The sequence below is a fragment of the Cupriavidus campinensis genome (assembly GCF_905397395.1).
Taxonomy (GTDB): domain Bacteria; phylum Pseudomonadota; class Gammaproteobacteria; order Burkholderiales; family Burkholderiaceae; genus Cupriavidus; species Cupriavidus campinensis.
On the sequence record NZ_CAJPVH010000001.1, the window covers coordinates 53,334 to 79,270 of the forward strand.

The 25,937-nt window shown below is 68.3% G+C and carries 26 protein-coding genes; 13 read left to right on the forward strand and 13 right to left on the reverse strand.

Features of this window, described 5'->3' with window-relative positions; all coding sequences use genetic code 11:
• Positions 1-152 precede the first annotated feature (152 nt).
• The gene (locus KHO18_RS00225; protein WP_211942563.1) at positions 153-1,001 is read left to right on the forward strand and encodes a BON domain-containing protein; all 849 of its coding nucleotides are present in this window, start codon (positions 153-155) and stop codon (positions 999-1,001) included.
• A gap of 79 nt (positions 1,002-1,080) precedes the next feature.
• On the opposite strand, the gene KHO18_RS00230 is transcribed toward KHO18_RS00225, so the two are convergent.
• Positions 1,081-1,401, reverse strand: a complete 321-nt coding sequence (locus tag KHO18_RS00230) for a hypothetical protein (protein ID WP_144202278.1) — start codon at positions 1,399-1,401, stop codon at positions 1,081-1,083.
• A 286-nt stretch (positions 1,402-1,687) separates the two neighbouring features.
• Between KHO18_RS00230 and KHO18_RS00235 the strand changes: the two genes are divergently transcribed.
• Positions 1,688-2,230 carry a malto-oligosyltrehalose synthase gene (locus tag KHO18_RS00235; RefSeq protein WP_144202276.1) on the forward strand — a complete coding sequence of 181 codons (543 nt, stop codon included), beginning with the start codon at positions 1,688-1,690 and terminating at the stop codon, positions 2,228-2,230.
• Between the two features lie 15 nt (positions 2,231-2,245).
• On the opposite strand, the gene KHO18_RS00240 is transcribed toward KHO18_RS00235, so the two are convergent.
• Positions 2,246-2,746, reverse strand: a complete 501-nt coding sequence (locus KHO18_RS00240) for a hypothetical protein (protein ID WP_144202274.1) — start codon at positions 2,744-2,746, stop codon at positions 2,246-2,248.
• Between the two features lie 239 nt (positions 2,747-2,985).
• Positions 2,986-3,360, reverse strand: a complete 375-nt coding sequence (locus KHO18_RS00245; RefSeq protein ID WP_211942564.1) for a hypothetical protein — start codon at positions 3,358-3,360, stop codon at positions 2,986-2,988.
• A gap of 220 nt (positions 3,361-3,580) precedes the next feature.
• On the opposite strand from KHO18_RS00245, the gene KHO18_RS28330 reads away from it, so the two are divergent.
• From KHO18_RS28330 to KHO18_RS00260, 3 genes are all read left to right on the forward strand, one after another.
• Positions 3,581-5,272, forward strand: coding sequence for a BON domain-containing protein (locus KHO18_RS28330; RefSeq protein ID WP_244844385.1), 1,692 nt, complete (start codon positions 3,581-3,583; stop codon positions 5,270-5,272).
• 103 nt (positions 5,273-5,375) lie between these two features.
• Positions 5,376-5,654, forward strand: a complete 279-nt coding sequence (locus KHO18_RS00255) for a BON domain-containing protein (protein WP_144202270.1) — start codon at positions 5,376-5,378, stop codon at positions 5,652-5,654.
• Positions 5,655-5,731: 77 nt separating this feature from the next.
• On the forward strand, positions 5,732-6,046 hold the full coding sequence (locus KHO18_RS00260; RefSeq protein WP_144202268.1) for a hypothetical protein: 315 nt from the start codon (positions 5,732-5,734) through the stop codon (positions 6,044-6,046).
• Between the two features lie 80 nt (positions 6,047-6,126).
• Here KHO18_RS00260 and KHO18_RS00265 read toward each other — a convergent pair whose 3' ends face one another.
• Complete coding sequence (locus KHO18_RS00265; protein ID WP_144202266.1) at positions 6,127-6,414, reverse strand: DUF2188 domain-containing protein; 288 nt, start codon at positions 6,412-6,414, stop codon at positions 6,127-6,129.
• 300 nt (positions 6,415-6,714) lie between these two features.
• Between KHO18_RS00265 and KHO18_RS00270 the strand changes: the two genes are divergently transcribed.
• Positions 6,715-7,785: a type IV toxin-antitoxin system AbiEi family antitoxin gene (locus KHO18_RS00270; RefSeq protein WP_144202264.1), complete on the forward strand. Its 1,071-nt coding sequence runs from the start codon at positions 6,715-6,717 to the stop codon at positions 7,783-7,785.
• Positions 7,786-7,816: 31 nt separating this feature from the next.
• Here KHO18_RS00270 and KHO18_RS00275 read toward each other — a convergent pair whose 3' ends face one another.
• A complete protein-coding gene (locus KHO18_RS00275) occupies positions 7,817-8,806 on the reverse strand; it encodes a tripartite tricarboxylate transporter substrate binding protein (RefSeq protein ID WP_144202262.1) in 990 nt (329 codons plus the stop codon).
• Positions 8,807-9,022: 216 nt separating this feature from the next.
• The gene (gene serA, locus KHO18_RS00280) at positions 9,023-10,225 is read right to left on the reverse strand and encodes a phosphoglycerate dehydrogenase (RefSeq protein ID WP_144202260.1); all 1,203 of its coding nucleotides are present in this window, start codon (positions 10,223-10,225) and stop codon (positions 9,023-9,025) included.
• Between the two features lie 277 nt (positions 10,226-10,502).
• Here serA and KHO18_RS00285 point away from each other — a divergent pair, with 277 nt between their 5' ends.
• The 4 genes from KHO18_RS00285 to KHO18_RS00300 all read left to right on the forward strand — a co-directional run bounded on the left by KHO18_RS00285 (position 10,503) and on the right by KHO18_RS00300 (position 16,403).
• Positions 10,503-11,558 (forward strand): SMP-30/gluconolactonase/LRE family protein, encoded by a 1,056-nt coding sequence (locus KHO18_RS00285; RefSeq protein WP_144202258.1) that lies wholly within the window; start codon positions 10,503-10,505, stop codon positions 11,556-11,558.
• A gap of 122 nt (positions 11,559-11,680) precedes the next feature.
• Positions 11,681-12,646, forward strand: coding sequence for a SphA family protein (locus KHO18_RS00290; RefSeq protein WP_211942565.1), 966 nt, complete (start codon positions 11,681-11,683; stop codon positions 12,644-12,646).
• Between the two features lie 111 nt (positions 12,647-12,757).
• Complete coding sequence (locus KHO18_RS00295; protein WP_313817364.1) at positions 12,758-14,422, forward strand: S-layer protein; 1,665 nt, start codon at positions 12,758-12,760, stop codon at positions 14,420-14,422.
• 169 nt (positions 14,423-14,591) lie between these two features.
• On the forward strand, positions 14,592-16,403 hold the full coding sequence (locus KHO18_RS00300; protein WP_211942566.1) for a tyrosine-type recombinase/integrase: 1,812 nt from the start codon (positions 14,592-14,594) through the stop codon (positions 16,401-16,403).
• A gap of 4 nt (positions 16,404-16,407) precedes the next feature.
• On the opposite strand, the gene KHO18_RS00305 is transcribed toward KHO18_RS00300, so the two are convergent.
• Positions 16,408-17,280, reverse strand: a complete 873-nt coding sequence (locus KHO18_RS00305; protein WP_144202233.1) for a LysR family transcriptional regulator — start codon at positions 17,278-17,280, stop codon at positions 16,408-16,410.
• A gap of 109 nt (positions 17,281-17,389) precedes the next feature.
• On the opposite strand from KHO18_RS00305, the gene argH reads away from it, so the two are divergent.
• The 3 genes from argH to KHO18_RS00320 all read left to right on the forward strand — a co-directional run bounded on the left by argH (position 17,390) and on the right by KHO18_RS00320 (position 20,762).
• Positions 17,390-18,901, forward strand: coding sequence for an argininosuccinate lyase (gene argH / locus KHO18_RS00310; RefSeq protein WP_144202231.1), 1,512 nt, complete (start codon positions 17,390-17,392; stop codon positions 18,899-18,901).
• Positions 18,902-19,113: 212 nt separating this feature from the next.
• Complete coding sequence (locus KHO18_RS00315; RefSeq protein WP_211942567.1) at positions 19,114-19,671, forward strand: hypothetical protein; 558 nt, start codon at positions 19,114-19,116, stop codon at positions 19,669-19,671.
• A gap of 98 nt (positions 19,672-19,769) precedes the next feature.
• On the forward strand, positions 19,770-20,762 hold the full coding sequence (locus KHO18_RS00320; RefSeq protein WP_211942568.1) for a DUF3616 domain-containing protein: 993 nt from the start codon (positions 19,770-19,772) through the stop codon (positions 20,760-20,762).
• Positions 20,763-20,767: 5 nt separating this feature from the next.
• Here KHO18_RS00320 and KHO18_RS00325 read toward each other — a convergent pair whose 3' ends face one another.
• The 6 genes from KHO18_RS00325 to KHO18_RS00350 all read right to left on the reverse strand — a co-directional run bounded on the left by KHO18_RS00325 (position 20,768) and on the right by KHO18_RS00350 (position 25,748).
• Positions 20,768-21,529 (reverse strand): anti-sigma factor, encoded by a 762-nt coding sequence (locus KHO18_RS00325; RefSeq protein WP_211942569.1) that lies wholly within the window; start codon positions 21,527-21,529, stop codon positions 20,768-20,770.
• Positions 21,526-22,104, reverse strand: coding sequence for a sigma-70 family RNA polymerase sigma factor (locus tag KHO18_RS00330; RefSeq protein WP_244844387.1), 579 nt, complete (start codon positions 22,102-22,104; stop codon positions 21,526-21,528). Before KHO18_RS00330 ends, KHO18_RS00325 begins: the two co-directional genes overlap by 4 nt.
• A gap of 128 nt (positions 22,105-22,232) precedes the next feature.
• Positions 22,233-22,784 carry a DUF3455 domain-containing protein gene (locus KHO18_RS00335; RefSeq protein ID WP_211942570.1) on the reverse strand — a complete coding sequence of 184 codons (552 nt, stop codon included), beginning with the start codon at positions 22,782-22,784 and terminating at the stop codon, positions 22,233-22,235.
• A 98-nt stretch (positions 22,785-22,882) separates the two neighbouring features.
• Entirely contained in the window at positions 22,883-23,674 is a 792-nt protein-coding gene (locus KHO18_RS00340) for an alpha/beta hydrolase (RefSeq protein ID WP_144202220.1), read from the reverse strand.
• A 172-nt stretch (positions 23,675-23,846) separates the two neighbouring features.
• Positions 23,847-24,245, reverse strand: a complete 399-nt coding sequence (locus KHO18_RS00345) for a hypothetical protein (RefSeq protein ID WP_144202218.1) — start codon at positions 24,243-24,245, stop codon at positions 23,847-23,849.
• A gap of 78 nt (positions 24,246-24,323) precedes the next feature.
• Positions 24,324-25,748 carry a PepSY-associated TM helix domain-containing protein gene (locus KHO18_RS00350; protein ID WP_211942571.1) on the reverse strand — a complete coding sequence of 475 codons (1,425 nt, stop codon included), beginning with the start codon at positions 25,746-25,748 and terminating at the stop codon, positions 24,324-24,326.
• Positions 25,749-25,937 lie beyond the last annotated feature (189 nt).

Below are 25,937 nucleotides of genomic sequence, written 5' to 3' on the forward strand. Positions count from 1 at the left end.
AGCGGCGCCGCTTTGTGCGCGCACAGCTTGTAGAAACTGCATGCCGTGAGTGGATGATTCGCCACACCGGACGCCAGCCGCGCTCGGTATGAAACTTGCCGCTTCTTCCGTATCGGGGCCGCGTCTCGCGCCCCAGTCCATGGAGGAACGCAATGAAGCGATTAGACGACTATGGCCAACGCCGGTGGCCGGACCAGCGTTACGGCGGCTCGGAGCAAGGCTACGGTCACGTACCGGGCGATGATCGGAACTGGCGGGGACGGGACCTGTCGGGCGGCCGGTATGGCAACACGCGCGACCGCAACCCCTATGACGCCAGCGACAACGCCTGGAACGCGCCCGAGGACAGCGTGCGTGATGGCGGCGCCTGGCGACGCGGCCGCACGGAGGGGAGCCAGTGGGGTCGCCAGGGCAACCAGGCGCGTGGGGGCCCGGTCTACTATCCGGCCCGCTCCACCTTCGACGAGAACCGCGACGAGAGCGCGCCCCACAACCGGGGCTACGTCACCGCCTACAGCAGCGGCTATGAGGATGGCTATCAGGCTGCCTCGCGCTCCCCGGCAGACGTGCCCGCCCGGGGCGCCGACTCCTATCCGCCGCCACACGAGTCGCAGCCGCACGAGCCACACCAGCCCTACCAGCCCCCGCGCGGCTACGAGGCAGACGCCGGCCGCAACTACCGCCAGCGCTCACGCGGCGACCAGTCATTCGGCCAGGAGCGGTCACCCTATGGCTATTCACGCCGGGTGGGGCCGAAGAACTACACGCGCAGCGACGAGCGCATCCGCGAGGAACTGTGCGAACGGCTGGCCCATGAGTCTGGGTTGGACGTGAGCGAGGTGGATGTCACCGTCATGGGCAGCATCGTCACCCTGACTGGCTCGGTGGACAATCGGCGTACCAAGTATGAGGTGGAAGACATTGCCGACGACACCTTTGGCGTGACGGATGTGATCAACAAGCTGCACATTCGCCCGTATGGCGTGCTGGCCTCGGAATAAGCCGGCCCCACGCCCCAATACGATGCCCCGGTCTGCCGGGGCATTTTTCATGGCGGGTTTTCATGGCCGGGAGCGCGACCTACAGATCGCTGCCGTTGGGCGGATTCTCCATGCGCTTGTCGGTCTGGTCGGCGCGGTCGACCGGGGTGTCGGACGGCAGGGATTCGGCGGCGCGCTGTACTTCCTCAGAGATCTCGTCCTCGGGGTTGTCTTCCTCGGTGGCAACGTGGAGGTCGCGCTCGGTCTGTCCCATTTCGAGTTCCAGCTCGCGTTCCAGGTCGCCGGCATCGGTGTCGAGGTTGGGGTCGAGCGTGCTCGGGATGCTTGCGGGGTCGCTTGCGCCGGTCTGGTCCGCTCGTCGGGGCGGCGTGTCATGCGGATGGCGGGACCTTTTGCTCATGATGGGGCTCCTGATGATCGTTTTCACATGTCCTTCGACTAGGAAGGGCGGCAAGTTGCGTGCCAGTCGGCACATCCCGGGCGGCAGGGCGGCCAGCATGCGCTACGGCACGGATGAGGGTTTTCACCAAGACCCGCCGCCGCCTATAGTTTCAGGCAGGGGACCGCGACACACAGGCGCCATGCAGACCGCCCGCCAGAGGCTGGAATGCCAATTGCTCAGGGATGGTGGGCTGCGTGACCCACGCGGTGCAGGGCACCGCCGGGCGTCAGCCAGGGAGATCACGATGAACTTGTCCGGCATCCTGGTGACGATGAGCCTCGCCTCATCGGTGGCCGTCTCCTCCACGCCCGTGGAAAAACAACTCCTCTCGATCAGTCCGCGCGACTTTGCCCACCAGTTCAACGCGGTGGCCACGGGCGCCGGGTCTCGCCTCGCGCTGCCCGACTTCCGCGCCAAACCCGGCTGGCATCGCGCCACGACCAGCGAGGGCATTTCCGTGCTCGTGCGCGCCGCCCACACCGGGTACGCCATCGACGAGGTGGTGGTGGTCTGCCGCGCCGTGGAACAATGCCTGATGACGATCTGCACGGCCGCGCTGGCCATCGACGCCACGGTGGATCCGGTGCTGCTCCAGCGCTTCATTGCCGCGCGCATCGCCGCGCAGCTGGGCGAGGTGGCCCTGGTCATGTCGGGTCTGGTGTACCTGGTGGTGTCGCCCAAGAACGACGACTACGTGGCGCTGGTGATCCGGCCCTACCAGCCGCAGCAGGAGCTGACCGCGCCGCGCCAGGCGGGGCTGCTGCGCGCCGGTTATCCGCAAGGCTAGGACGCCGCCATCCTCCTAATGCAGCGGCGGACTCATGCGCCGTGACGTCATGCCCGCAGCCCGCGCCGGGGAGAACTCGGCCACGCGCTGTTCCAGCAGCCGCTGCAGTTCCGTGGCGCCCCGGTAGTAATGCGCGAGCAGCAGCCGCAGGTCCGGATCGTCGATCGGCTCGCGCAGCAGCGCGCCATAGGCGCTGGCGGCGCGGCCGGCCTGTTGCGCAGCGTGGCGCAGCAGCAGCAACTCGCCCGCGTCCGCCGAGGGCATGCCGGGGCTACCCGGCGCATCGCGGCGTGCCGGGGGCACGGGAGACCCGTGCGAAGTACCGTGTCCGTCGCCCAGGTTGGCCCCGGCCCGGACGGCCAGCTCGGCCGCCGCACAGCGCTGCATGTTCGCGCGATGGGCCAGCACGGCGCGCATCTGCGGGTCAGACGCCGCGGCGGCCACGGCGGACAACGACTCTGCGCACGACTGGGCATGGCGGCTCAGTCGAGCGAGTGTAGTAGTCAATGCATCCATCAACGTCTCCGTCATGTCCTTGCGGTTGTCTTGTCATGTCTCACTGTAGGAGACCGCAGCCGCTCCGGGACGAAAGGCCGATCCATATCTCCCTGAAATTTCGTGCAGATCAGTCTTGCACACATGCAAGACGCGCAACACACGCACAACACGCGCGCAACACGCGCAAGCGCCAACGCGCCGCCCCGCTGCAAGACGCAGTTGGGCGGCGCGGGGCCGGTCGGCGGGCTTGTTGAGGATTAGCGCTTGGTGCCCGGGGCCGGGTCCGGCGAGTCACCCTTCGGGCCGGATGGTGCATCGGCAGTCGGCACGGCCGGGGCGCCTTGCTCACGCGGCTTCTTCGAGCGTGCCGTGGGATCCTTCTTGGTCGTGGTGCTGTCCTTTTGCATGGTCGAGCCGCTGCTCATCGTCCCGCTGCTCATCGTCCCGCTGCCGCCGGGTTGGGTGGCGGAAGGCAGGGTGCCGCGTTGCGTGCTGGGGCCTTCAGGGGCCGGGGGTGCGCTCGGGTTCGGCACGTTCGGCGAGACGGGGGCCTGTCCGCCCCCCTGGGCCATGGCGGGCATCGCGATCAGTGCGCTGAGGGCGAGGGCGGTGGCGGTAAGCGTACGTTTCATGTCGGTTTCTCCAAGATTGTGTCCTCACGGTACTTCCACGATATTCGGGACGACCGCCGGCCACTTGGGGGCGATGCCTGAAACACATGTAGGACATCGACTACTTGGCCGCCGCGCCGGTGCAGGGTTTTGCACCTTTTATATCGGCATGTAAAAGGGGGATGGGCAAGCACGCCCGGCGTGCGCCGTGGCGCGCACGAGCCCCGTTGCGGCGTGCGGTATGGAATTTGCGTCCCTGGTCAAAGGCAACCGCGTGGCGCGGCACGACAGCGCCGCGATCGACGATCAACCGGAGATCGACATGAACCAGGGCAACTACAGGGGCAACTACAGGGGCAACTACGGGGGCGGCGGGTCGGACGACCGCGCCTCGGGCGGCTACGGCAGTGACGGCGACGACGATCGCAACACCGACGACCAACGCGACCAACGCGACCAACGCGGCAGTGTCCAGCGCGCCGGTTGGCAGGATCAGGGCGGCAACCACTGGCCGCAGCAGCGCCAGCAACAGGCCGACAGCGGCGGCTGGCTGTCCCATCAGCAGCAAGGGAACCAGCAGCAAGGCGGTGGTTCGGACTGGCAAGGACGCGCCAGCCAGCAGCACGGCGGCGGCAACGACTGGCAGGGCAGCGGCCAGCAAGGTGCGGACCGGTCATCGTCGCCGGAATCCTCCGTGCGGACGGGAAGCGGCTACAGCGGTTATCAGGGTCAGGCCGAGCGCTACGGCAATGAGCAGAACGAGCGCAGCCGGGGCGAGCGTGAACGTTATGGTGACGATGAGTCGTCTTCGACCCTCTATGGCCAGCGCAGCGGCTATGGCGGCGACCCGCGCCGCATGGAAGCCCACCGCTACGGCGGCAACCGCGCTGGCGAGGGCTGGAACCCCGGCGGCGGGCGCGATCTGGGCGGCCCCAGTGGCTATGGCGAAGGCCGCTACGGCGAGTATGGCGAAGGCCAGCAGCGCGGATCCCGCGAGCGCTTTGTGGGTGCGGGCGAACGTGAGCGCTGGGGCGACTGGCATCAGGAAGGCCGTGCGGGACGTGCCAGTGAATGGTCGAACCAGCAGCCGAACCGGCGCATGCAGGAGCAGTCCCCCCGCATGCAGGAGCGCAGCCGCCAGATGAGCGGGCAGTGGCCCGACACGTCGCGCAGCGGCGGCGCGCCGTGGGATGAGCCGAGTCGTTCACCGGACATGCGTACTCACTATCCCGGCGCCTATGGCGTGTCCGATTACGAACCGTCCGGCGGTCAGCAGGGCACCCGCAACTGGGGTGGCCCGGCTGCCGGTTCACGTGGGTACGGCGGCTACGGCGGCGCCAGCCGCTCGGCCGGCGTCGACCGGGCCGGCTATGACCGCGACGACCGGGCCTACGAGCAGTTCACCGGCGCCAACGAGCGCAGTTCGCTCAATCGCGGCTATGGCGGCGCGGGCGGCTCGGCGGTGGCGCGTGCCCAGCGCGTGGCGCCCAAGGGTTACCAGCGCTCCGACGAACGCATTCGCGAAGACCTCTGCGAGCGTCTGACTCACAACGGCCGCCTCAACGTCCGCGACGTGGAGGTGACGGTGTCCGGCGGCGTGGTCACCCTGAGCGGGTCGGTGATGGACCGTCAGCAGAAGTACCGCATCGAGGATATTGCCGACGACGTGTTCGGCGTGAAGGACGTGCAGAACCAGTTGCGGGTCCAGCGCGAGGGGGCTGCACAGTCCGGCAGCCAATCGGATAGGCAATCGGACAGCCAATCGGGCACCCAATCCGGCAGCCGCCTCAGCGGGATGAGCAGCTCGGGCAGCGCCACCGGATCCTCCGCCAGCAGCTATACGGGCGGGCTGGAGGCCGGCAAGAGCGGCAAGGCGCCCGCTGCTATTGAGCAGCACCTTGACTCGACCACGCCGGGGAAATCGTCGACCTGAGCATCGACCTGAGCATCGACCTTAGCGTCTAGTTGACCGCCGGCACCGCATCGCGCCGCCGCAGCGCCGCGATGCGGCGGTCCCCCCAAACCCAGGAGCCACCATGACTGAACTGAACCCGGCGCCCGGAAGCCAGCGCGCCACGCGCGTGCGCTCCGATGCATCGCTGCATGACCTGCTCTGCGAACGCCTCTGGCGCAGCGGGATTGATGTCAGCGAGGTGTCGCTGACCGTGCGGGAAGGCGCGGTGACGCTGGAAGGCGCCATCGGCACCCGCGCAGACCGCGCGCGCATCGAGGACGCCATCGACCACATTCCCGGCGTGCGCGCCGTGGAGAACCGCGTCCGCGTGGCGCCTGACCGAACCGGGGCAGGCCGCTAGCGGAGACGGAGACACCCCAGCCGGACGTTGCAACGCAGGACGACCATCCGCATCACAGCAAGAAGAAGGAGACGCCCATGCCATTCGCCTATGCAGGAACACGCCGCCGGCGCAATCGGGACCGCCGTCGCAACCATGATGCGGTTTCCGCGGATGCCGGCCAGCGCGGCGACAACCCGCAGGCCCCGCAGTCCGGCACGGAGTCCGGCGCGCAGTCCGGCGCACAGTCGAGTCCGCAGTCCGGCCCGCAGTCGGGCCCACAATCAAACCCGCTGGCGGAGCGGGGCAAGCAGGAAGGGCGGGGCAATGCGTCGCCCGGCGAGGACGAGCAGGACCTCCATGACCCGGGCAGCCGGGACCCCGACGCGCCGCCGGTGGACAATCGCTCCTGACACGCCACCCCCACGCAACAACGCCCCCGAGGGGGCGTTGTCACAGGAACGGGGCGGGGCTGCACGGGGCTGGACGGGGCTCAGGCCGCGGCCATGCGCGCAATCCCGCAATCCGTCTTGAACGTGGGGGGGGCGCCGGACGTATCGGCCTGCCCCGCGCCCGCCACCTCTGCCACCTCGGCTACCGCTTCGGCTTCCTCAGCCTGTTCGTCCTCCACACGCAGCGAGACCTTCAGGCGTTCTGCCGCCGCCCGGCCCACCCGGATGGCTTCGTCCCGGGTCTTGTGACGGCTGATGGCACGCGGCACGCCGTCCGCCCGCAGATCCCAAAAGCCGTCGTTCAACACGATGTGAAAATTCTTCGGCATGGTGAAAGTGCTCCTGGTCGCTTCCCGAATGATGAGAGGTCCGTCTCCTCGCGGACTGCCAATATTCTCGGATGGCGACCCCGGCACGCTGAATCGGCGTTTGTCTGACAGGGCTGTCGGCGGCCGCCGCTTGGCGTGTGATGCGGGCGGCGGGGGGCAGGGTCAGCCGCCCGCCATGTTCATGTTTCGCCGCCTGTTCAACCGGGCTGAACAGCGCGAAAAGTTGAACAGCGGCGTCCTTTGGTCCATGATCGGGGTTACCTTTCCCGATTCCCGTTCGGCGACCCGGAGGACGCAGCCATGGACCAGAAGGCGGGCGATATCGACTGGGTGGAGGCCGCGCTGGTGGCCCTGCACCGCACCACCGGCATGCAGGCCCGCATCCGCCATGGCCGGCGTGACCCCGGCGGCGAGGCGCCGGTGGCCGCCATTTCCCTGCGGCGCGGCGACGCCGCCCATCGCTACGCGGTGGAGTGCCGGCGCTCGGTGCGCACAGTGGCGGACCTCTCCGTGGTGCGCGCCCAGTTGCAGGAGCGCGCGCCGGGCCTGCTCGTTACCACCTACCTGACGCCGGCGCTGGCCGGGCAATGCCGCGAAATGGGGCTCCAGTTCCTCGACACGGCCGGCAATACCTTCCTCGACGCCCCGGAGTTGTTCGTCTTCGTCATCGGCCAGACCCCGCCGGACAGCGTGGTGCGGCCCGCCGTGCGCATCAGCGGCAATCCGAGTTCGCAACGGATGGTGTTCGCGCTGCTGTGCCAGCCGGAACTGCTCCAGGCCACGTACCGGGAGATCGCCCGGGTCAGCGGCATTGCGCTGGGCTCGGTGGGGGCGGTGTTCAACGGCCTCTCCGCGCGCGGCTGGCTGCTGGAAACGCGCGAGGACGAGGGACGCCGCCTGACCGCGCCGGACCGGCTGCTCGATGAATGGGTGGCCAACTATCCGACCATCCTGCGCCACCGGTTGCAGCCGCGCCGCTTCAGCGCGCCGGCGGCCGACTGGTGGCAGGCCGTCAACGCGGCGGAACTGGGGGGCTACTGGAGTGGCGAGGTCGCGGCGGCGGCGATGGTCGGCGGGATCCGTCCGGCCAGCCAGACGCTCTATATCGCCCCTGCACGGATGGCGGGCGCGCTGCAGGTGCTGACCCAGAAACACCGGCTGCGGCCGGACCCGGACGGCATGGTGGAAGTGCTGGAAGCGTTCTGGGACCCATCGGTGGAGGGCGGGGAGACGCCGGCACCGGGCCGCACAGACCTGGCGCCGCCGGTCCTGGTCTATGCCGATCTGGTGGCCACGCTCGATGCGGACCACCTCGCGGCGGCCACGCAGCTGCGCAAGGCGCGCATCAAGGACGTGCTGGACCGGTTCTGACACCCCCGGCCCACCATCGCCCGATCCTGCCTTACTGGTTCTTCATCGCCGCTGCCAGCCGCGCGATAATCTCGCCCTCGCTCTTGAATGCCTTCTGCGCATAGGCCGAATACTGCTCGGGGCCCATGTAGTTGGTCACCATGCCGTACTGGCGCGTCACGTTCAGGAACTTGGGGTCCTTGAGCGCGTTGCGGAACGCATCGTCCAGCCGCTTGACCACGGCGGGCTTCATGCCGGCCGGCCCGATCACCCCGAACGGCGAGTTCGACCAGACCGGATAGCCGATCTCCTTGAGGGTGGGGGCGTCCGGGAAGTCCGCCGCGCGCTTCTCCGACAGCGTGGCCAGCACCCGCATCTGGCCGCTCTGGACGTAAGGCAGCAGGGTGTTGGACAGCACGGCCACGTCCGACGAGCCGCTCAGCAGGGCGGTGATGGCCTCGGCGTCGCCCTTATAGGGCACGTGGGTCCAGTTCGATTGGGTAACACGCGCCAGCTCGGAGATCGTCAGATGCTGGCTGCCATAGATGCCGGTGGTGCCGTAGCTGATGCCGCGCTTGTCGGCCTTGGCCTCGGTAATCAGCTCCTGCATGGTCTGCCATTTGGCGTCCTTCTTCACCGCTACCGCGAAGTTGTAGTCCGCGATCATCGACACGTAGGTCAGGTCCTTGAGCGGGTCGTAGCGCATCTTCTGCACGTGCGGCAGGCGGAAGATCACCACCGGCGCCATGCTGAGGGTGTAGCCGTCCGGCTCGGTGGTCACCATCTGCGTGGCGCCCAGTGTGCCGCTGACGCCCGGCTTGTTCTCCACCACGATGGTCTGGCCCAGTTCTCGGCCAGCCGCATCGGCCAGCGCGCGGGCCACCTGGTCGGTCACGCCGCCGGCGCCGTAGGGCACGATCAGGCGGATCGGGCGGGTGGGGAATTCATCGGCGGCCTGGGCGACGCCCGGCAGGATGCCGGCGCCCGTGGCGGCCACGGCGGCGCCGGCCATGGCGAAGCGGACAAAGGTACGACGTTGCATGTTGTCTCCTTGGGTTCATCACGCCGGATCGTGGTTGTCCGGCTGGCAATACATCTGCCGCAGTATGACCGGGAGACAGGGCGCGCGGGGCGCCTTGCAGGGGGTGCGAGCCCGCTATCCGTCGATTTCATCGACGTCATGCGCCGGCTGCATTGGCGCCTCCGGGTAAGTCCGGAGGCGCCGGTGGGGGCGGTGAGGAGCGCTGCCCGCTGAATGTCAGGCGGCGATCACGCGGGTGCGGATGAAGGCCTCGTCACGCATCAGCGCCTCGGCCCAGCCGGCGGGCGGCACCAGGCTGATATCGGTGATGGCGTAGCCGATATCGCCGGCGGTCTGCAACTGCTGCGCCACGATATTGGCGCCAATCTCGGCCAGCGCCTGGTTGAAGTGCGACAGCGTGCCGGGGCGGTTGTAGTGGATGTTGAGGATGCGCGCCGGGGCCTCGAGCGGGTTCGGCTGGATTTCGGGCAGGTTCACCGCGCCGATGGTCGCGCCCGTTTCCAGGAAGTTGGCGAGCTTGGTTGCCACTTCCACGCCGATGTTCTCCTGCGCCTCTTCGGTGCTGCCGCCCACGTGCGGGGTCAGGATGACATTGGGCTTGCCCTGCAGCGGCGTGACGAACGGGTCGGTGTTGCTGCGCGGCTCTTCCGGGAACACGTCGATGGCGGCGCCGGCCAGGTGGCCATCGTCCAGATGCTGGGCGAGGGCGGGGATATCCACCACCGTGCCGCGCGAGGCGTTGAGCAGGATGGCGCCGCGCTTCATGGCCGAGAGCGCCCGCGCGTTGATCAGGCCGCGCGTCTGCGGGGTGGCGGGCACGTGCAGCGTGACCACATCGGCCTGCGCCAGCGCGTCTTCCAGCGTGTGGGCCGGCATGGCCGAGCCGAGCGAGAGACGCGGGCGGATGTCGTAGAACACCACGCGCATGCCCATGGCTTCAGCCAGGATGCCAACCTGCGCGCCGATATTGCCGTAGCCGATCACGGCCATGGTCTTGCCACGAATCTCGAACGAACCCTTGGCGGATTTCTGCCATTCCCCCAGATGGGCCGCGCGGCTTTTCTCGGGGATGCGGCGCATCAGCATGATCGCCTGGCCGATGACCAGTTCCGCCACCGAGCGCGTGTTGGAGAACGGGGCATTGAACACCGGAATGCCGGCGTGGGCCGCCGCGCCGAGGTCGACCTGCGAGGTGCCGATGCAGAAGCAGCCCACCGTCAGCAGCTTGCCGGGCTGGGCGAAGGTTTCCGCCGTGAGCGTGGTGGCGGAGCGGATGCCAAGCAGTTCGTGCCCCTGCACCGCTTGCTGCAGGGGTTCGCCGGCCAGGGCCTTGCCCTGCGTGGCGACGTCGATCTGATGGCGCCCCAGCATCTGCTGGGCGCTGGCGTGGATATTTTCTAGGAGGATGGCGGTGGCCATGAGGGTCTGCCGAAGGTCAGGGAGGTTGGGAATGCTGCCGGGCGCGCGGCCATGAGGAACTGAGGAGCTGGCGCGCCGATGCGCTCACCTTATCACTGTCCCTTACCCGTGCTCATGAAGTGGGCATGGCTGGGCACTCGCGGTGCCCCCTCGCCTGGATGTCTTTGTCATCGTACAACCAAGGCAATTGTCGCCAACATCCTCTAACCGAATGCTTGCGGCGCCGCTTTTGTTCTCATATGATGTCCGATAACTATAACGAGGACGGAGACAATCGATGCAAGACACCCCAATCGACGCACGGCGGCGGACGCTGCTGAAAGCCGGCGGCGCGGCCGCAGCGGCGGCTGCCAGCGGCGTGGCTCTCGCCCAGGCTTTCGAATTCAAGCCGAGCCAGCGCTATCCCGACGCGGCCGTGGAGATCCTCGACCCCAGCTTTGCCAAATACCGCCTGTTCAGCTCCACCGTGGAGCAGCTCGCCACGGGCTTCCGCTGGGTGGAAGGGCCGGTCTGGTTCGGCGACGGCCGCTACCTGCTGTTTTCGGACATCCCCAACAACCGCATCATTCGTTACGACGAAGCCGCCAACCAGTGGAGCGTGTTCCGCCAGCCGGCCAACTTCAGCAATGGCCACTGCCGTGACAAGCAGGGCCGGCTGGTCAGCTGCGAGCACCTGACGCGCCGCGTCACCCGCACCGAGTACGACGGGTCCATCACGGTCCTTGCAGACCGCTACCAGGGCAAGCGCTTCAACTCCCCCAACGACATCATCTGCAAGTCCGACGGCTCGCTCTGGTTCTCCGATCCGCCGTTTGGCATCGGCGGCGAGTGGGAGGGGGACAAGGCCACGCCAGAACTGCCGCACGCTGTCTATCGGATCGATCCGAAAGACAACGCGGTTACGCAGGTCATTGCCGATCTCAACGGCCCGAACGGCCTGTGCTTTTCGCCGGACGAGAAGAAGCTCTACGTGATCGAGGCGCGTGCGCAGCCGCACCGCGTGGTCTGGGCCTATGACGTGGCAGCGGACGGCGGTTTGTCGAACAAGACCAAGCTGATCGACGCCAATGGCCCCGGCGCGCTGGACGGCATGAAGTGCGACGTGGACGGCAACATCTGGGCCGGCTGGGGGAGTAGCGGGGCGCCCGGCGCGGACCCGGCCAAGCTGGACGGCGTGCGCGTGTTCAATCCGCAGGGCAAGGCCATCGGCCATATCCACCTGCCGGAACGCTGCCCGAACCTCTGCTTTGGCGGCCCCAAGCGCAACCGTCTCTATATGGCGTCCAGCCACTCGCTGTACGCGCTGTACGTGGAGACGCGCGGCGCGGTCTGATTCTCGATATTGATCGAAAATCGCTGAAAAGTTTCAACTCGCCGACGAGAAAACTGAATTCCATTCCGTATGGATTCTGTCAGCATGCCTGCATGCTGGCAGATACGGGATGGAGGCAGTCAATGGTCGGGAAGTCGCTTCTGTACGGCGCGGTGGCGTGCGGCGCCGGCCTGGTCCCGCTGGCCGCGCAGGCCACGGAAGGGGCGCTGGGCCGCCCGGTGTCTGGCACCAGCGTGCAGGCCAACGCTGGCGTGGTGCCGCCCGAGCCGGTCTGGGTGGTCAACTTCGGCGAAATCTACCTGAACGGCTCCGTGGGCGGCGACCGGCAGGTGCCCATCGGCGGTCGGACCACGCTCGGTGTGGAAGCCAAGATTGCCTTCACGCTGGCCACCGCCATGAAGGTCTGGGACACCGGCCCCGGCGCGTGGAACTTCGCCTCCAGCTTCACGCTGCCCTATGTCTGGACCACGGTGCATGCCACGGCCGGCGCCAGCGGCGCGCTCGGCAACTTCTCGACCGGCACGTCGGACCGGGCTTCGAACTTGTTCGATATCTACTTCGCCCCGATCATCGCCGGCTATCACTTCTCCAAGACCAGCCACATGGCGTTGAGCTTCAACGTCTGGGCGCCCACCGGCCAGTACAACAAGGACGCGCTGGCCAATCCGAGCCTGAACAACTGGACCTTCGTCCCGCAGGTGGCCTTCACCCACCTGATGCCGCAGTACGGGCTGGAATTCAACGCCGTCGGCGCGTTCCAGTTCTACACGCGCAACACGGCCACCGACTACCAGAACGCGCCGCTGTTCACGCTGGACGTGATGGGCGTGAAGCGCTTCGGGCCGTGGGGCGTGGGGCTGGTCATGGGCACGGTGCAGCAGCTCGGCGGCGATAGCGGCCCCACGGCAGACCTGCTGCATGGCTTCCACGGCCACGACTTTGCCATGGGGCCGATCGTTACCTACGACACCAAGCTCGGCGGCAAGCATCCGCTCTCGTTCGGGCTGCGCTGGGTGCCGACGGTGAGCAGCAAGAACCGGCTCGACAGTACCTCCACATTCATGGCGACTGTCACATTGGTGCTGTAGCGGGTATTCCATCCTGCGCAATGATTTTCTGAAAATACGCACGACTATCACTTTCCTGTCATGAATCGCCGGCACCATCGGCGCTCAAACTAGAAATCAGGGAAGTCAGAAATGCGTTATACCCACTCCGCGATCGGCATCGCGGCAGCTGTGCTTGTCTCCGCCTTGTTCTACGGCTGCAACAGCAGCGACGATGCCCCGGCATCGAACCCGGCCACGCCGTCCGGCCCGACCAGCCCCACCGAACCCGGCACCCCGGTCAACCCGACGCCCGCCGCAGCCACGGGCAAATGGACCACCGGCGACCTGCACGTCCACACTGTGGAATCGGACGATGCCCAGAGCCTGCTCGCCAGCGTGCTGGACGAGGCGCTGGTCAAGAACAACCTCGACTGGACCGCCATCTCCAACCACCTGCGCCCGTCCACGCGCGACCAGAACGGCACCGCCATCGTCGGCGGCCCGCTGCCGTTCTCGCAGGCCATGGCCCAGTACGAGATGCCGGCGGTGCGCCAGATGCAGGTCAATGGCGCGTACGTCAACAAGCTAATCTTCTCGGCCTTCGAATGGGACATGCCCACCCATGACCACATGAACGTGGGCATTTTCGGCGGCGCGCCGCTGGGCACGGCCACCAAGGCGGCCAACGAGTTCGAATACTTCTTCACGAACCGCCCGGACACCCAGTTCGATCCGGTGGACGTGACCAACTGGAACGCCAAGGGCCCGCGCGCCTACACCACGCACGCGGACGCCGTGAAGGCCGTGGCCTGGCTGCGGGACAACTATCCCGACACCAGCTACGCGCTGATCAACCACCCCTCGCGCAACACCGGCAAGTACACCGCCGCCGACTACCGCGAGTTCAACGACACCGCCCCGAACATCGTCTTCGGCGTGGAAGGCATGGTCGGCAACCAGATGGAGCCGGACCGCGGCGGCTACACCACCGCTTACGTGGACGCCAACCTCAAGAACCGCGTCTACGGCGGGGTGGACTACGTGGTGGCGCAGGTCGGCGGCATCTGGGACGCGCTGCTCGGTGACGGCCGGCGCTTCTGGAACGTGGCCGACTCCGACCACCACTTCAAGACCATCGGCGCGAACAGCAGCGGCTACTTTCCGGGTGAGTACGCCAAGACCTATGTCTGGATCGAAAACCAGTACACGGGGATCAAGGGCGTGCTGGAAGGCGTGCGCTCGGGCCGCATGTTCTCGGTGTTCGGCGACCTGATCAACGCGCTCGACTTCAACGTGGCCGGCGCCGCCGGCAAGGGCGAGATGGGCGGCGAGCTGAAGGCCAAGGCCGGCGAGACCGTGACGGTGAGCATCCGCTTCAAGAGCCCGGACCGTAACCACTACGAGTACCCGATCAACAGCGGCATCAACGTGAACGTGCGCCCCACGGTGGACCACATCGACCTGATCGCCGGAGACGTGACGCCGCGCGCCGCGGCTGGCACGCCGGGCTACAGCAAGGAAACCAACGACTCGACCAAGGTGATCGCCACCTTTACATCGGCCGACTGGAAGCTGGATTCGGACGGGTACTACGCCGTGACCTACACCTACACGGCGGCGAAGAACCAGTACTTCCGCCTGCGCGGCACCAACCTCGGCATGAACGTGGCGGGCGAGACCCAGAACGGCAACCCGCTGCCGGACGCCAAGACCACGGTCACCGAGGACACCGCGCGCTTCAACGCCATCAACGCCCGCAACTACAACGACCTCTGGTTCTACTCGAACCCGGTGTTCGTGACGGTGGGTTCGTGACGGTAGGTAGCTGAGTTTGCGGCGTTAAACGCCGGGTCGAGATAATGGTAATTATCAAGGCACAGACGTTTCTGTAAGGGGTGGTTTTCCCCTCTCCTGGAAGCGGGAGAGGGGCGAAAAACAAACAGCGGTATCATCGCGCCCTTCGCCTTGATGTCCGCATTGCACCTTGTCTGACCCTGAACGTACTGCCGTCCGTCGCCGGCAGCGCCCGCCCGTTGCCCCGGAGCGGCTGCTTGGCCCGCATCACTTCGCTTTCTATCGCGGTTACCTCGAGGGGATCGACCTCGCCCGGCTGGCCGACCGCTATCTGGAGACCGGGCTGGACCTGCGCGTGGCCCGCACCACCATCGGCTGGATCGAATCCGAGCTGGCGCGCGGCGTCAAGCGGCTGGAAACCCGTGCCGACGGGCAGCCGACCATCTCCGAGCGCGCCTGGCTGGGCCTGTTCCGCACGCCGGCCGAGGAGAGCGCCACCGCGCGCCAGAACCGTCGCCGCAAGCTGCTGCGCGTGCTTGACGCGCTCAAGCCCCAGCTGGTTTCCCGCCCCACGCCCAATGACGCCGTGACCGGCTGGTTCGCGCCGGCCATCGCCCAGCGGCTGGTCGAGGCGGGCTGGGCCACGCTCGGCGCGCTGCAAGCCGTGATCGGCCATGAGGGCCCGCGCTGGCACCGCCATGCGCGGCGCATCGGCGACCATACCGCCCGGCGCATCGAGGCCTGGCTGGCCGATCAGGCCGACGATATCGGCGCGATTCCCGCCGCCGCGCTGGTGCCACGCCGCACCGCCACGGCCGCCGAACTGGCGAGCCTGCGTGCGCCGGCAGCGGCGGTGGCGCCACTCGAATCGCTGCTGCTGCCGCCCGCGCTGGACGGCCGGCAGGGCCACAACCGTACGCCGCCCGGCGTCGATTCCCGCATTTCGGCCCAGAACGACCTGATGGCCATCCACGCCTGGCTGGGCGTGCATCCGCCCGTGGGCGGCCACACCTGGCGCGCCTATCGCACGCAGGCCGAGCGCTTCCTGCTCTGGGCCGTGTTCGCGCGCGGCAAGGCCCTGTCCGACCTGACTGTCGAGGATTGCAGCGCCTACCTGACCTTCCTGGCCGATCCGCAACCGGCCGCCCAGTGGGTCGGCCCGCGCGGCACGCCGCGCTATCGCCACGACTGGCGGCCATTCGAGGGACCGCTGTCGGCGGGTAGCGTGCGGCAGGCGTTCACCATCGTCAAATCGCTGTGCGCGTGGCTGGTCAACGCGCAGTACCTGCGCTACAACCCGTTCGAGCTGCTGCCCAAGCCCAAGGCGGCGGGGCAGGGCCGAATCAAGGTGGCGCGCAGCTTTACCGACGCCCAGTGGCAGTTCCTGCGCAAGTTCACGGCGGGCCTGCCGGCGGATGACCCGCGCACGGCACGGCTCCAGTTCATGCTGCGCTTCGTCTATGCCACCGGCTTGCGGATTTCCGAGCAGGCGCAGGTGACCGTGGGCGACCTCGCCCAGCAGGACCTGGCCGCCGACCAGCGTGGCGTGTGGACGCTCTCGTTCGTCGGCAAAGGCACGCGCGCCCGGGAGGTGCATGTGCCGGGCCCGGTGATCGAGGCGCTGCGTGACTATCTGGAAGTGCGCGGCCTGGGGCGCGAGCTGGAGCGGCTGCACCCGTCCACGCCGCTGATCGGGCGGGTGAAGGACGATGGCGCCGTGGGCCGGCTGTCCGTGGCGCAGCTCGATGCGATCTGGAAGGGCTTCTTCGCGCAGGCGGCGCAGGCCATGGCCGCGGAAGACCCCGCCGGCGCGGCGCGGCTCGGGCAGGCCAGCGCGCACTGGCTGCGCCACACCTTCGGCTCGCACGCGATTGCACGCGGGGTGGCGCTGGACGTGGTGCAGCACCAGCTGGGCCATGCCTCGCTGGCGACCACCTCGATCTACGTGCACGCCGAGGACGCCCGCCGCGCGCGGGAACTGGATCAGGCTGGGATGTATTAAGCCACTACGCGTCGGCCGCGGGCAGGCAGTCCAGGAACGCCTGCGCCAGCGCTGGCACCGGGCGTTGCTGGTTGTGCAGGACGTAGCTTTCGAACGGGATGGCGGGTTCGAAGCGGATGGCGCGCACGCCGGGCAGCTTCAGGCTGCGCACCACCACCGGGTTCACCACGCTGACGCCGAGGCCCATCTCCACCATCGTGCAGATGGTGGCGGCGTAGGGCGTCTCCAGCGTCAGCACGCGCCGGTCCGGCGCGAAGGCGGCATCGACGATGGCGCGCGTGCCATCGCCATGGGTGAGCGAGATAAAGCGCTCGCCGTCCAGGTCCGCCGCGTGGACGACGCGCTTGCGCGCCAGGCGGTGCTCGGCGGGCACGATGCAGACGCCGGGCTCGTCGCGCAGCAGCGCGCTGTCGATGCCCGCCGTCTCCACCACGTAAGACACCAGTCCGAAGTCGCAGAACTGGTTCGCCGTCCATTTGGCGACGGTTGGCGAATCGCTGGTATGCACGGCGATAGGCACGTCCGGGTGCTGCTCCCGGAACCGGGCGATGGCCTGCGGCATCACGCTCATGGCAATCGACGGCACGGTGCCGATGCGCAGCGTGCCCACGCCCACCTCCCGGATCGACCGCGCCGAGGCGCGCAGGCTGTCGAGCCCGAGGAAGGAGCGCTCCACGTCCCGGAACAGGGCTTCGGCCTCCACGGTCGGCGTCAGCCGGCCGGCAATCCGCGCAAATAGCTTGAATCCCGTCTCCCGCTCCAGCTGGGCGATCACGCGGCTGATGTTCGGCTGCGAGGTGTGCAGCTGGGTGGCGGCGGTCGTCATCGAGCCGGTCACCATCACGGCCCGGAAGGCTTCGATCTGTTTGAAATTCATGCGGGCGATGGTATATCAAATCCGTATGCACAGGCCGAAATAACTGATTTGACGATATGACCACCGTATTTCCATACTTGGCTCCAACGTACCGGAGAACAACACACGTATGGAATCGAAAGTCAGCCGCCGCCTGACCCAGGCTACCGCCCCCGAGGTCTGCGAACACATCTACCTGCCGCGCCTGGCGCGCGAATTCGGCAGTGGCTTCCCGTATTTGAGCGATATCAACCAGGCGCACCTGCTGATGCTGCACGGCACCGGGCTGGTGCCGGCCGAGGTGGCCACGCAACTGGCGCAGGCGCTGGTGCGCATCGAGGCCGAGGGCCCGGACGCCGTGCCGCTGGACCCGGCCCGCGAGGACGCCTATTTCAACTACGAGGCCCGGCTGATGGCGTTGGCCGGCGCCGACGTGGGCGGGCGGCTGCACGTGGCGCGCAGCCGCAACGACATCCTGGCCACGCATGACCGCCTGCGCGCCCGTGACGCGGCGCTGGCCATCCTCGACGAACTGCTGGCCACCCGCACGGTGTTGCTGGACCGCGCCGCCGAGCATGCCGGCACCGTCATGCCGGGCTACACCCACCTGCAATCGGCCCAGCCGATCACCTATGGCTATTACCTGGCCGGCGTGGCCGAGTCGCTGGGGCGGGACATCGCCCGGCTGCGGCAGGCGCTGGCCCGGCTCGATGCCTGCCCGCTTGGCGCCGGAGCGCTGGCCGGCACGGCGTTCCCGATCGACCGTACGGCCACGGCGCGCTGGCTCGGCTTCTCCGCCCCGACCACCAATTCGCTGGACGGCGTGGCCTCGCGCGACTTTGCGTGGGAAATCCTCGCCGCCATCACCATCGGCACAGTCACCTGGGGCCGCGTGGCGCAGGATCTCTATGTCTGGGCGACGCCGGAATTCGGGCTGATCGACTTCCCGGACAGCGTGGCGGGCACGTCGAGCATCATGCCGCAGAAGAAAAACCCGGTCGTGCTCGAATACCTGAAGGGCAAGGGCGGTCACATGATCGGCCTGCTCACGGCCTCGCTGGCGGCGCTGAAGGGCAGCCATTTCACGCACAGCGGCGACGGCAACCGCGAAAGCATGCGCGGTTTCTGGGAGGCGGCGGACGAGTGCAAGCGCTGCGTGGCCCTGCTGCGGCTGGTGCTGAGCCATGCCACGCCGCAGGCCAGTCACATGCTGGCGCGCGCCCGCCGGGATTTTTCGATGGCCACCGATCTGGCCGACACGCTGGTGCGCAGCGCCGGCATGTCGTTCCGCGAGGCCCACCACGTGGTGGGCGCGGTGGTGCGCGACGCGCTGGACCGCCATCTGCCGGCCAGCGAGATCGATTCGGCAATGGTCGATGCGGCGGCGCTGCGCCACACAGGCCGCGCCGTGCACCTGTCCGCCGAGGCCGTGGCGCGCAGCCTCGACCCGGAATCTGGCGTGGCTGCACGCACTGCCGCCGGCGGGCCGTCGCCCGCGTTGGTACAGGCGCAGGTTCTGGCCCAACGGGCCGATTTGAGCGCGGCGCGAAGTGATGTGAGCGCCATGCGTGAGCGTATGCAGACCGAGCGTGCCGCGCTGAAGCGAGCCGTCGAAACGCTTGCGCGCGGGCCATCTATATAGAAGGCATCGCCGATCTGCACTGGCGGCCTGACGCCCGGCACGGTGCCGCTGGCGGACACGGCCTCCCCCAGCGGCACCCCGCTGAGCGCATCGAACAGCCGGCGCCCGCCCCCCTGGCGAAACTGTACGAGAATGCCTCGGCGCCACGCGGGCTTGTCCGGCATCAGAGGCGGGGCGCGGTGGCGCTGATAGATTCCTTCGACTTGCGCATCATGCGACGCATGGTCGCCTTTCAGGAATCCGTCATGCCAAAGTTTGCCTCCCTGCAATTGTTCAAATCCTACGCGCCTGTCGCCCGGCTCCTTGCGGCGCGGATGCTCAAGCCCCAACAGCCGGGCCAATGCTATTTCGACCACAGCCGCGTAGTGCTTGCGGCAGCAGGCATCGCCAATGGCCGCGTGAAGCCGCTGCGCCGTGGCGGCTGCGGGCTGGACGACGACGCACTGCGCGCCGAACTTGCGCACGGCCCGTTGTTGCTGAGCGGCTGTAACGTGACGATGCCCGGGTCTCGTTACACCGGCATGCACACCGTGGCGTTGCTGGCGGTGGTCCACTTCGGCGGACAGGAGCGCATATTGGGCATCGACCTCGACGACACGGTCAGGCGCCTCCGCATCGTCGGAAGCCCCGACGCCGGCAACTTCGGCGGCATTCTGTATGACTTTGCCGAAATCTGCGGCCAGGTCACGCCATACGTCGATGCCAGCAGCGGCCTCTCGCTCGACATGTATCAGCGTCCCGCGCAACGCGGCACGTGTACGATCCTGTAGCCAGATTCCCACAGCCGAGCGACGCGGGCTTCCGGTGCGCGTATGCTGGGCCCGGCCCGGCATGGTGTCGCAGCCCCCACCCTGAAGGAGAACCGACGATGCGAATCCCCCGACGCAGCATGGTTTGTCTGGCGCTATGCCTGATGCTTGGCGCGGGCGGGGCCTCGGCGGCTGGGGGGGCCGGGGCCGCTGGGCCGGCGGATGCCGTGGAGACCTACGCGGGACTCTGCGACGCCTCGGCCGGCTTTTCCCTCGGCCCGGACCACTTCGTGGTGGTGGGCGACGAGCGCAATGTGCTGACGGTGTACCAGCCCGGTCAGGCGCGCGCGGTCAAGACCTTCACGCTCGGCAACTTCCTCGGCACCGATGACGATGGCGAGTCGGACCTCGAAGGCGCGGCTGTTGTCGGCCAGCGCGCCTACGTCATCTCGTCGCACGGGCGCAATGCCAAGGGCAAGGTGCAGGGGCGCCGGCATCGGTTCTTCGCGGTGGAACTTGATCCGGGCCGGCTGTCGCTCAAGCCGGTGGGCCGGCCCTACCAGGATCTGCTGAAGGATCTCGTGGCGGCTCCGGCGCTGGCGTCGCTGCCGCTCAAGGCGGCTGCCGAACGGGCGCCGGAAAGCCCGGGCGGGCTCAATATCGAAGGGCTCGCGGCGGCGGACGGCGGCTTGCTGATTGGCTTCCGCAATCCGCTGGTCGATGGCAAGGCCATTCTCGTGCCGCTGGAGAACCCCGACGGGCTGATCGACGCCAAGCCGGCGAAGTTTGGCAGCCCGGTACTGCTAGATCTGGGCGGACGGGGCATCCGCAGCATCGAGCGCGTGGCGCACGGCTATGTGATCGCGGCCGGGCCGGTGGCCGATGACGGCACCTTTGCGCTGTATCGATGGTCCGGCGCCGCCAGTGACCGGCCCGTGGCGTTCGGCCAGTCGGCTATCGCCACGCTGAAGCCGGAAGCCATCTTCACGATGCCCGGCACGCAGCGCCTGCGCATTCTGAGCGACGATGGTGGCGTGCTGCGCGACGGCGTGGAATGCAAGCGCCTGCCGGCAGCCCGGCAGGGATTCCGCAGCGTGACGGTAGCACCGTAAGCGCGCTAGCGCACCAGCACCGCGCGGCCGATGTAGAGCACCGGGCCGGTCGGGCGCCCGATGGGCGACCCGGCGGCGGGCTCGAGCGTGATCTCGAACAACTGGTTGTCCTGGAGGGCTGGCAGGCGGTCCAGCGCGACATCGAGCGACTGGTTGGCCTGCACCAGACCGAGCGAGACCGGCCCGCTCCAGTCGTCCGCCTTGGTCCAGAACTGCAGCGCCCGGTTGGTTGGCGCGGCCTGCGCGCCGAGCGGAATCAGCTTCAGCCGGCGTGGGCTGGAGGCCTGGATCAGCCAGCCCGGTGTCTTGTCCTGAGGCGCGGCCAGCACTACCACATAGCGCGGCGGCGCGGGCGGCGCGAACGCGCGCAGGCCCAGCATGGCGGCCAGCAGCAGCGAGCAGGCCGTCGCCCCGAACGCAATGCCGCGCCACAGCGCCAGCGAATGCCACCATCCGGGCCTGACGGTAGCAGACGTAGCAGACGTGGCAGACGTGGCAGACGTGGGGCGCTGTTCGGCATGGCCGATGCTGCGCGCGATGGCGCTCCAGACGCGGGGCGCGGGCGTGACCGGCTCGGCCAGGGCCGACAAGGCATGCAGGCGCGCTTCCCAGGCATCGACACGGTCTTGCAGGCCGGGCTCCTGGGGCAGGCGGCGCGCCACGTCTTCGCGCTGGGCGGCGGAAAGCGTGCCCAGCACGTAGCCGGCGGCGAGTTCATCCAGCGCATCCCAATCGCCGCGGTGCGGATCTCCGGCATCGACGCTCATTGCATGCACTCCTTCAGCGCCTGCAGGCCGCGCCGCACCCAGGCTTTCACGCTGCCCAGCGGCGCGCCGAGCCGCGCGGCGATCTCGCTGTGCGAGCAGCCATCGACATAGGCATAGAGGATGCTGTCGCGCTTGGGCGGGTCCAGTTGGTCGAGGCAGATGGCCAGCCGGCCGAGCATCACGCGGGTCTCGCCGGCCGGGGCCGCGCCCGCCATGGCGGCCAGGGCTGCCTCGTCCTCGATGGCCTGCGCCATCTCCTCGTCGGGTAGCACCAGCCGCAGGCGGTCACGCACGAGGTTGAGCGCCTGATGCCGGACCAGACTGAACAGCCAGCCGCGCGCCGCGCCGCGTGCGGGGTCGAACGTATGGGCATGGCTCCAGACCTTGACGAAGGCGTCGTGCAGCACGTCTTCCGCCAGGGCCCGGTCCCGCACGATACGGACCGCCACGCCCAACAGGTACGGGGCTGCATGCTCGTAGAGACGGCGCAAGGCCGTCACGTCCCGCGCGGCGCAACCGGCGAGCGCGGATTCGTAGTCGAAATGGTCGTTGACGGAGGGCAGGGCGGCGGTCAAGAGCGGGCTCTCTGGTGGCTGCAGGGCTGCAAGGGGCGGCGGGCTGGGGGCGCCCGAGCGCACATCTTACGCCCGACAGTCGGCAGCGGCCCGCTGGGCTTTCCCTAATGCCGCGCGCGCCAGCCCGCTCAGGCCGCCGCTTTCCAGAACAGGTAGTCCGCCTGGTAACGCACCATCTGCGCCGCGCCGCGATTGGCCGCGCTGCAGGCCGCCGCCGGCGCCACGCCGCCACGGGTGGCCACGCGCTGGATGAAGGTGACGCCGCTCATCATGCCGCTGCCGGTCGCTGGATTCGCTTTCACGAGCTGGTGGGGGATATTGCCATCGCCGGCCGGCGCCACGGCGACCTGGGTGGCGGTGACCTTCGAGCCGTCCATGAACTCCCACGTCGCGGGCGGGCCGTAATACTTGCCGACTGCCTTGCCGCTGCGGTCGTTCAGCGTGGCGGTGGGGCCGACGAAGGCCCATTCGAACTGGTCGGCGGCGTTGGCCTTGGGCCGGCATTCGTAGCGCAGCTCGCCCACGCCAACTGTCTGCATGGCGAGCTTGTGGCCGTCTGGCACCTTGATGGCGTCGGCCACCGGCATGGGCGCGGGCATCGGACCGGCTTGGTGCATGCCGCCGCAGGCGGTCAGGGCAAGGCAGGCGGAGACGGGAACAAGAAGGGAGGTGCGGATCATGGTGGGGCTCCTTGGTGTGTCGTGGATCGGTGCGAACCCGGAGGCTGCACAGGGGCTACACACCAGCGGAGCGTTTGGATGCAGTGGCGCGGAAGTTTTTATCCGGCAGATTTGCCGGCAGCGGCCTGCAGGATCAGGCTGGCCACATCCTGCGGGCGCGACAGCAGCGAGACATGGCTCGCCGGAATCTCCACGGTCTGCGCGCCCATGCGCTTGGCCATGAAGCGCTCCAGATCCGGGTTGATGGTGCGGTCCTCGGTGGACACCGCGTACCACGTGGGCTTGTCACGCCATGCCGCGACGGTGGTCTTCGCCATGGTGATGGCCTTGCCCATCGGCTGCTGCACGGCGTAGTAGGCGCGCGACTGGGTCTCGGGCAGATCTCCGGCGAAGTCGTGCAGGAACGCCTGTTCGGACAATCGGCCATAGCCGTCCGCACCCCATTGCAGGCCGGCGGAGGCGGGTGCGGCGGGGAACCTGCGGGTCAGGGCGGGATAGTCCTCTCCGGCATCTGGCGCGCGGGCGGCGATGTAGACCAGCCCGGCCACTTTCGGGTCGTCGCCGGCCTGGCTGATGACCATGCCGCCATAGGAGTGCGCCACGAGCAGCGTGGGGCCGTCCTGGAGCGCGAGCGTGCGCTTGACGGCGTCGACATCCGCGTCCAGCGACGTGGTGGGGTTCTGCACCGATGTGACGTGGTAGCCCTTCGCCTGCAGCAGCGGAATGACCTTTTCCCAGCTCGATCCATCGGCATACAGGCCGTGCACCAGCACGATGTTCTTGACGGGGACGGTGTTGGCCGGCGAAGGCGTCTGCGCCATGGCCCCGGAGGCGAGGGTGAGAGCGGCAAGTGCGGCCAGTGTGGCCGGGAGGGTACGGTGGAGGTTCATGGTCTGTCCTTTTGATCAGGCGGAGAGTGAAATGCAGCGTGATGCGCTGTCTTCAGTCAGACGAACCGCCGGCGGGTGTATTCCTTTGTCGATCGGGTGAAGGGACGCCGCCGCATGCAGTCATGGAAGCATCGTGCGCCTTTGACAATGGGGCGCGCGCTAGGCGGGCGCTTCAGCCCAGACGTGCATCCACCAGCACGCGGCCCGTGAGCCGCCGGATGCGTGGATCGACGAAGTAGCCGCCGCCTTCCACGTAGCGCAGGAACGCGCGGCTGCAGACCGTGCACGCCCAGACATCGCAGCGGTTGGCCGGGTAGTACAGCGGTGCCACGGGGGCGTCCGGCGACCAGAAGCCGACGCTGTCGGGGTCGTACTCCTGGAACGTCGCTTCCTCATAGGCGCTGGCGACCAGCGTGCCGATCTTCTTCAGTTGTGGCTCGGGAAACGAAATCGGCAGGCTGGCCCAGCCAAGGAGTGCGTCAGTGGCACAGGCGCAGTCGGCGGTGACGTGGTCGGTGTGCTGCGCCAGTTGCTGCAAGGCGTCGAAATCAAGGTACGGAGCGTCTTCCACGGTGGATGCAAGGCTGGGGAGTGCAGCGATCTTACCCCCAAATTCTCCCAAATTCCCCCAATGCCCCGGCCCGACCTGTCACACCGTCGGCGCGGTGCGCACGCCGCCCGCCCCGGCGATGCGGCGGTCCAGCTGCCAGACCAGAAGCAGCGTGACGCCCATCATCGGGAACACGGCGCCGAGCAGGCCCAGGCCGATGGCCCAGGCGCGCATCGGCGGCAACGCGGCGGGATGGCCCGGTGCCCCGAGCTTGCGCGCGGGCTTGCGCTGGATCCACATCACCAGGCCGGTCACAGCCATTGCCATCAGGCCCAGGGAAATCGCCGCGCAGATGAGCTGGTTGGCCAGCCCGAAGTAGCGCCCCATGTGCAGGGAGGTGCCGTAGGAGATGGCCTGCGCCACGGGGCCGTAGTCGGCGAAGCGGAGATCCTTGACGACCTGCCCGCTGGCGGGGTCGATATGGAGCGTGCGCTCGCCGCGTGGATCGGCGGGGAAGCAGGAGGCGGTGTAGACGCCGCCGGGGGCCTTCGGGAAGACCACCTGGCAGCCGGTGGTGATGCCTTGGGCGGCCACCACGGCCACTATCTGATCCAGCGTCAGCGGCGCGGTCTTCGCCGGGGCTACGCTGGGCACGGTGGTCAGGCCGACGGCCCAGGGCATGTCCGCCAGCGGCAGCGATTCCATCGTGTGGTGGTGCTTCATGTGATCGGCGCCGCTGGCCGGGGGCGCGGCATGCGCGTGCATGTCGCCCTGGCCATCGGCCGGGCGGCCGAGATTGGCGGCCGTGGCGAGCGCCTTGAACTGCTTGCCCCATGAGCCCGTCCACGGCAACCCGGAGAGGATGAACGCCACGGCGCCCACCGCCAGCCATGCGCCCAGCGCGAGATGGATTTCCTTCCACCCGCCGCGTGATCCCGTGGCGGGGCCGGGCACGAAGGCGCGCGCGCCGCGCTGGCGCAGGCGCGGCCACCACATCGCCAGGCCCGTGGCGATCATCACCAGCACCCAGCATGCGGCCAGTTCCATCAGCAACTCGCCCGGCTTGCCGACGAGCAAGGCCCGGTGGAGCATGCGCACCTGCTTCATCAACCGGTCTTCCACGCTCAGGCTGCCTAGGTAGGCGCCGGTGTAGGGGTTCAGGTAGACGCTGTCGCTGCCGCCTGCAGGCAGGCGGAACACGAACTCGGCGCTCGCCCGCGGATCGGTGTTGAGCGTGTAGTTGGTGACCGTTGCCCCGGCGGGCGCCGCCACGCGCGCGCGGTCCAGCAGCCGCTGGGGGGGTAGCCGATCGCCGGACGGCTCGACTTTCAGCAAGTGCGGGTAGAGCAGGGGCTCGATCTGCGGCTGGAAGCAGTAGAGCGTGCCGGTCACGGCCAGCACGATCAGGAACGGCATGACGAACAGGCCGGCATAGAAATGCCAGCGCCAGAGCATGCGGTACGAGGCGTCCGCGCTTGCGGTGGGAGCGGGCCGGGGGGCGGGCCGGGGAGCGATAGGGGGCATGGCGCGTGCGAAACAAACGTGGGCCAAGGATACCGTCCGGGTGGCGTTTGCGGCTGCGACCGAATGCCGCTGGACGATGTGCTCTATGATGCCCTTGCTATTGGGGGCCGCTTCGCGCTTGCCTGCCCCAAGACACCGCCCCGAGCGGTGGGCGCGTGACGCCGGCGAGGTATCATCGCCGCTGCATCG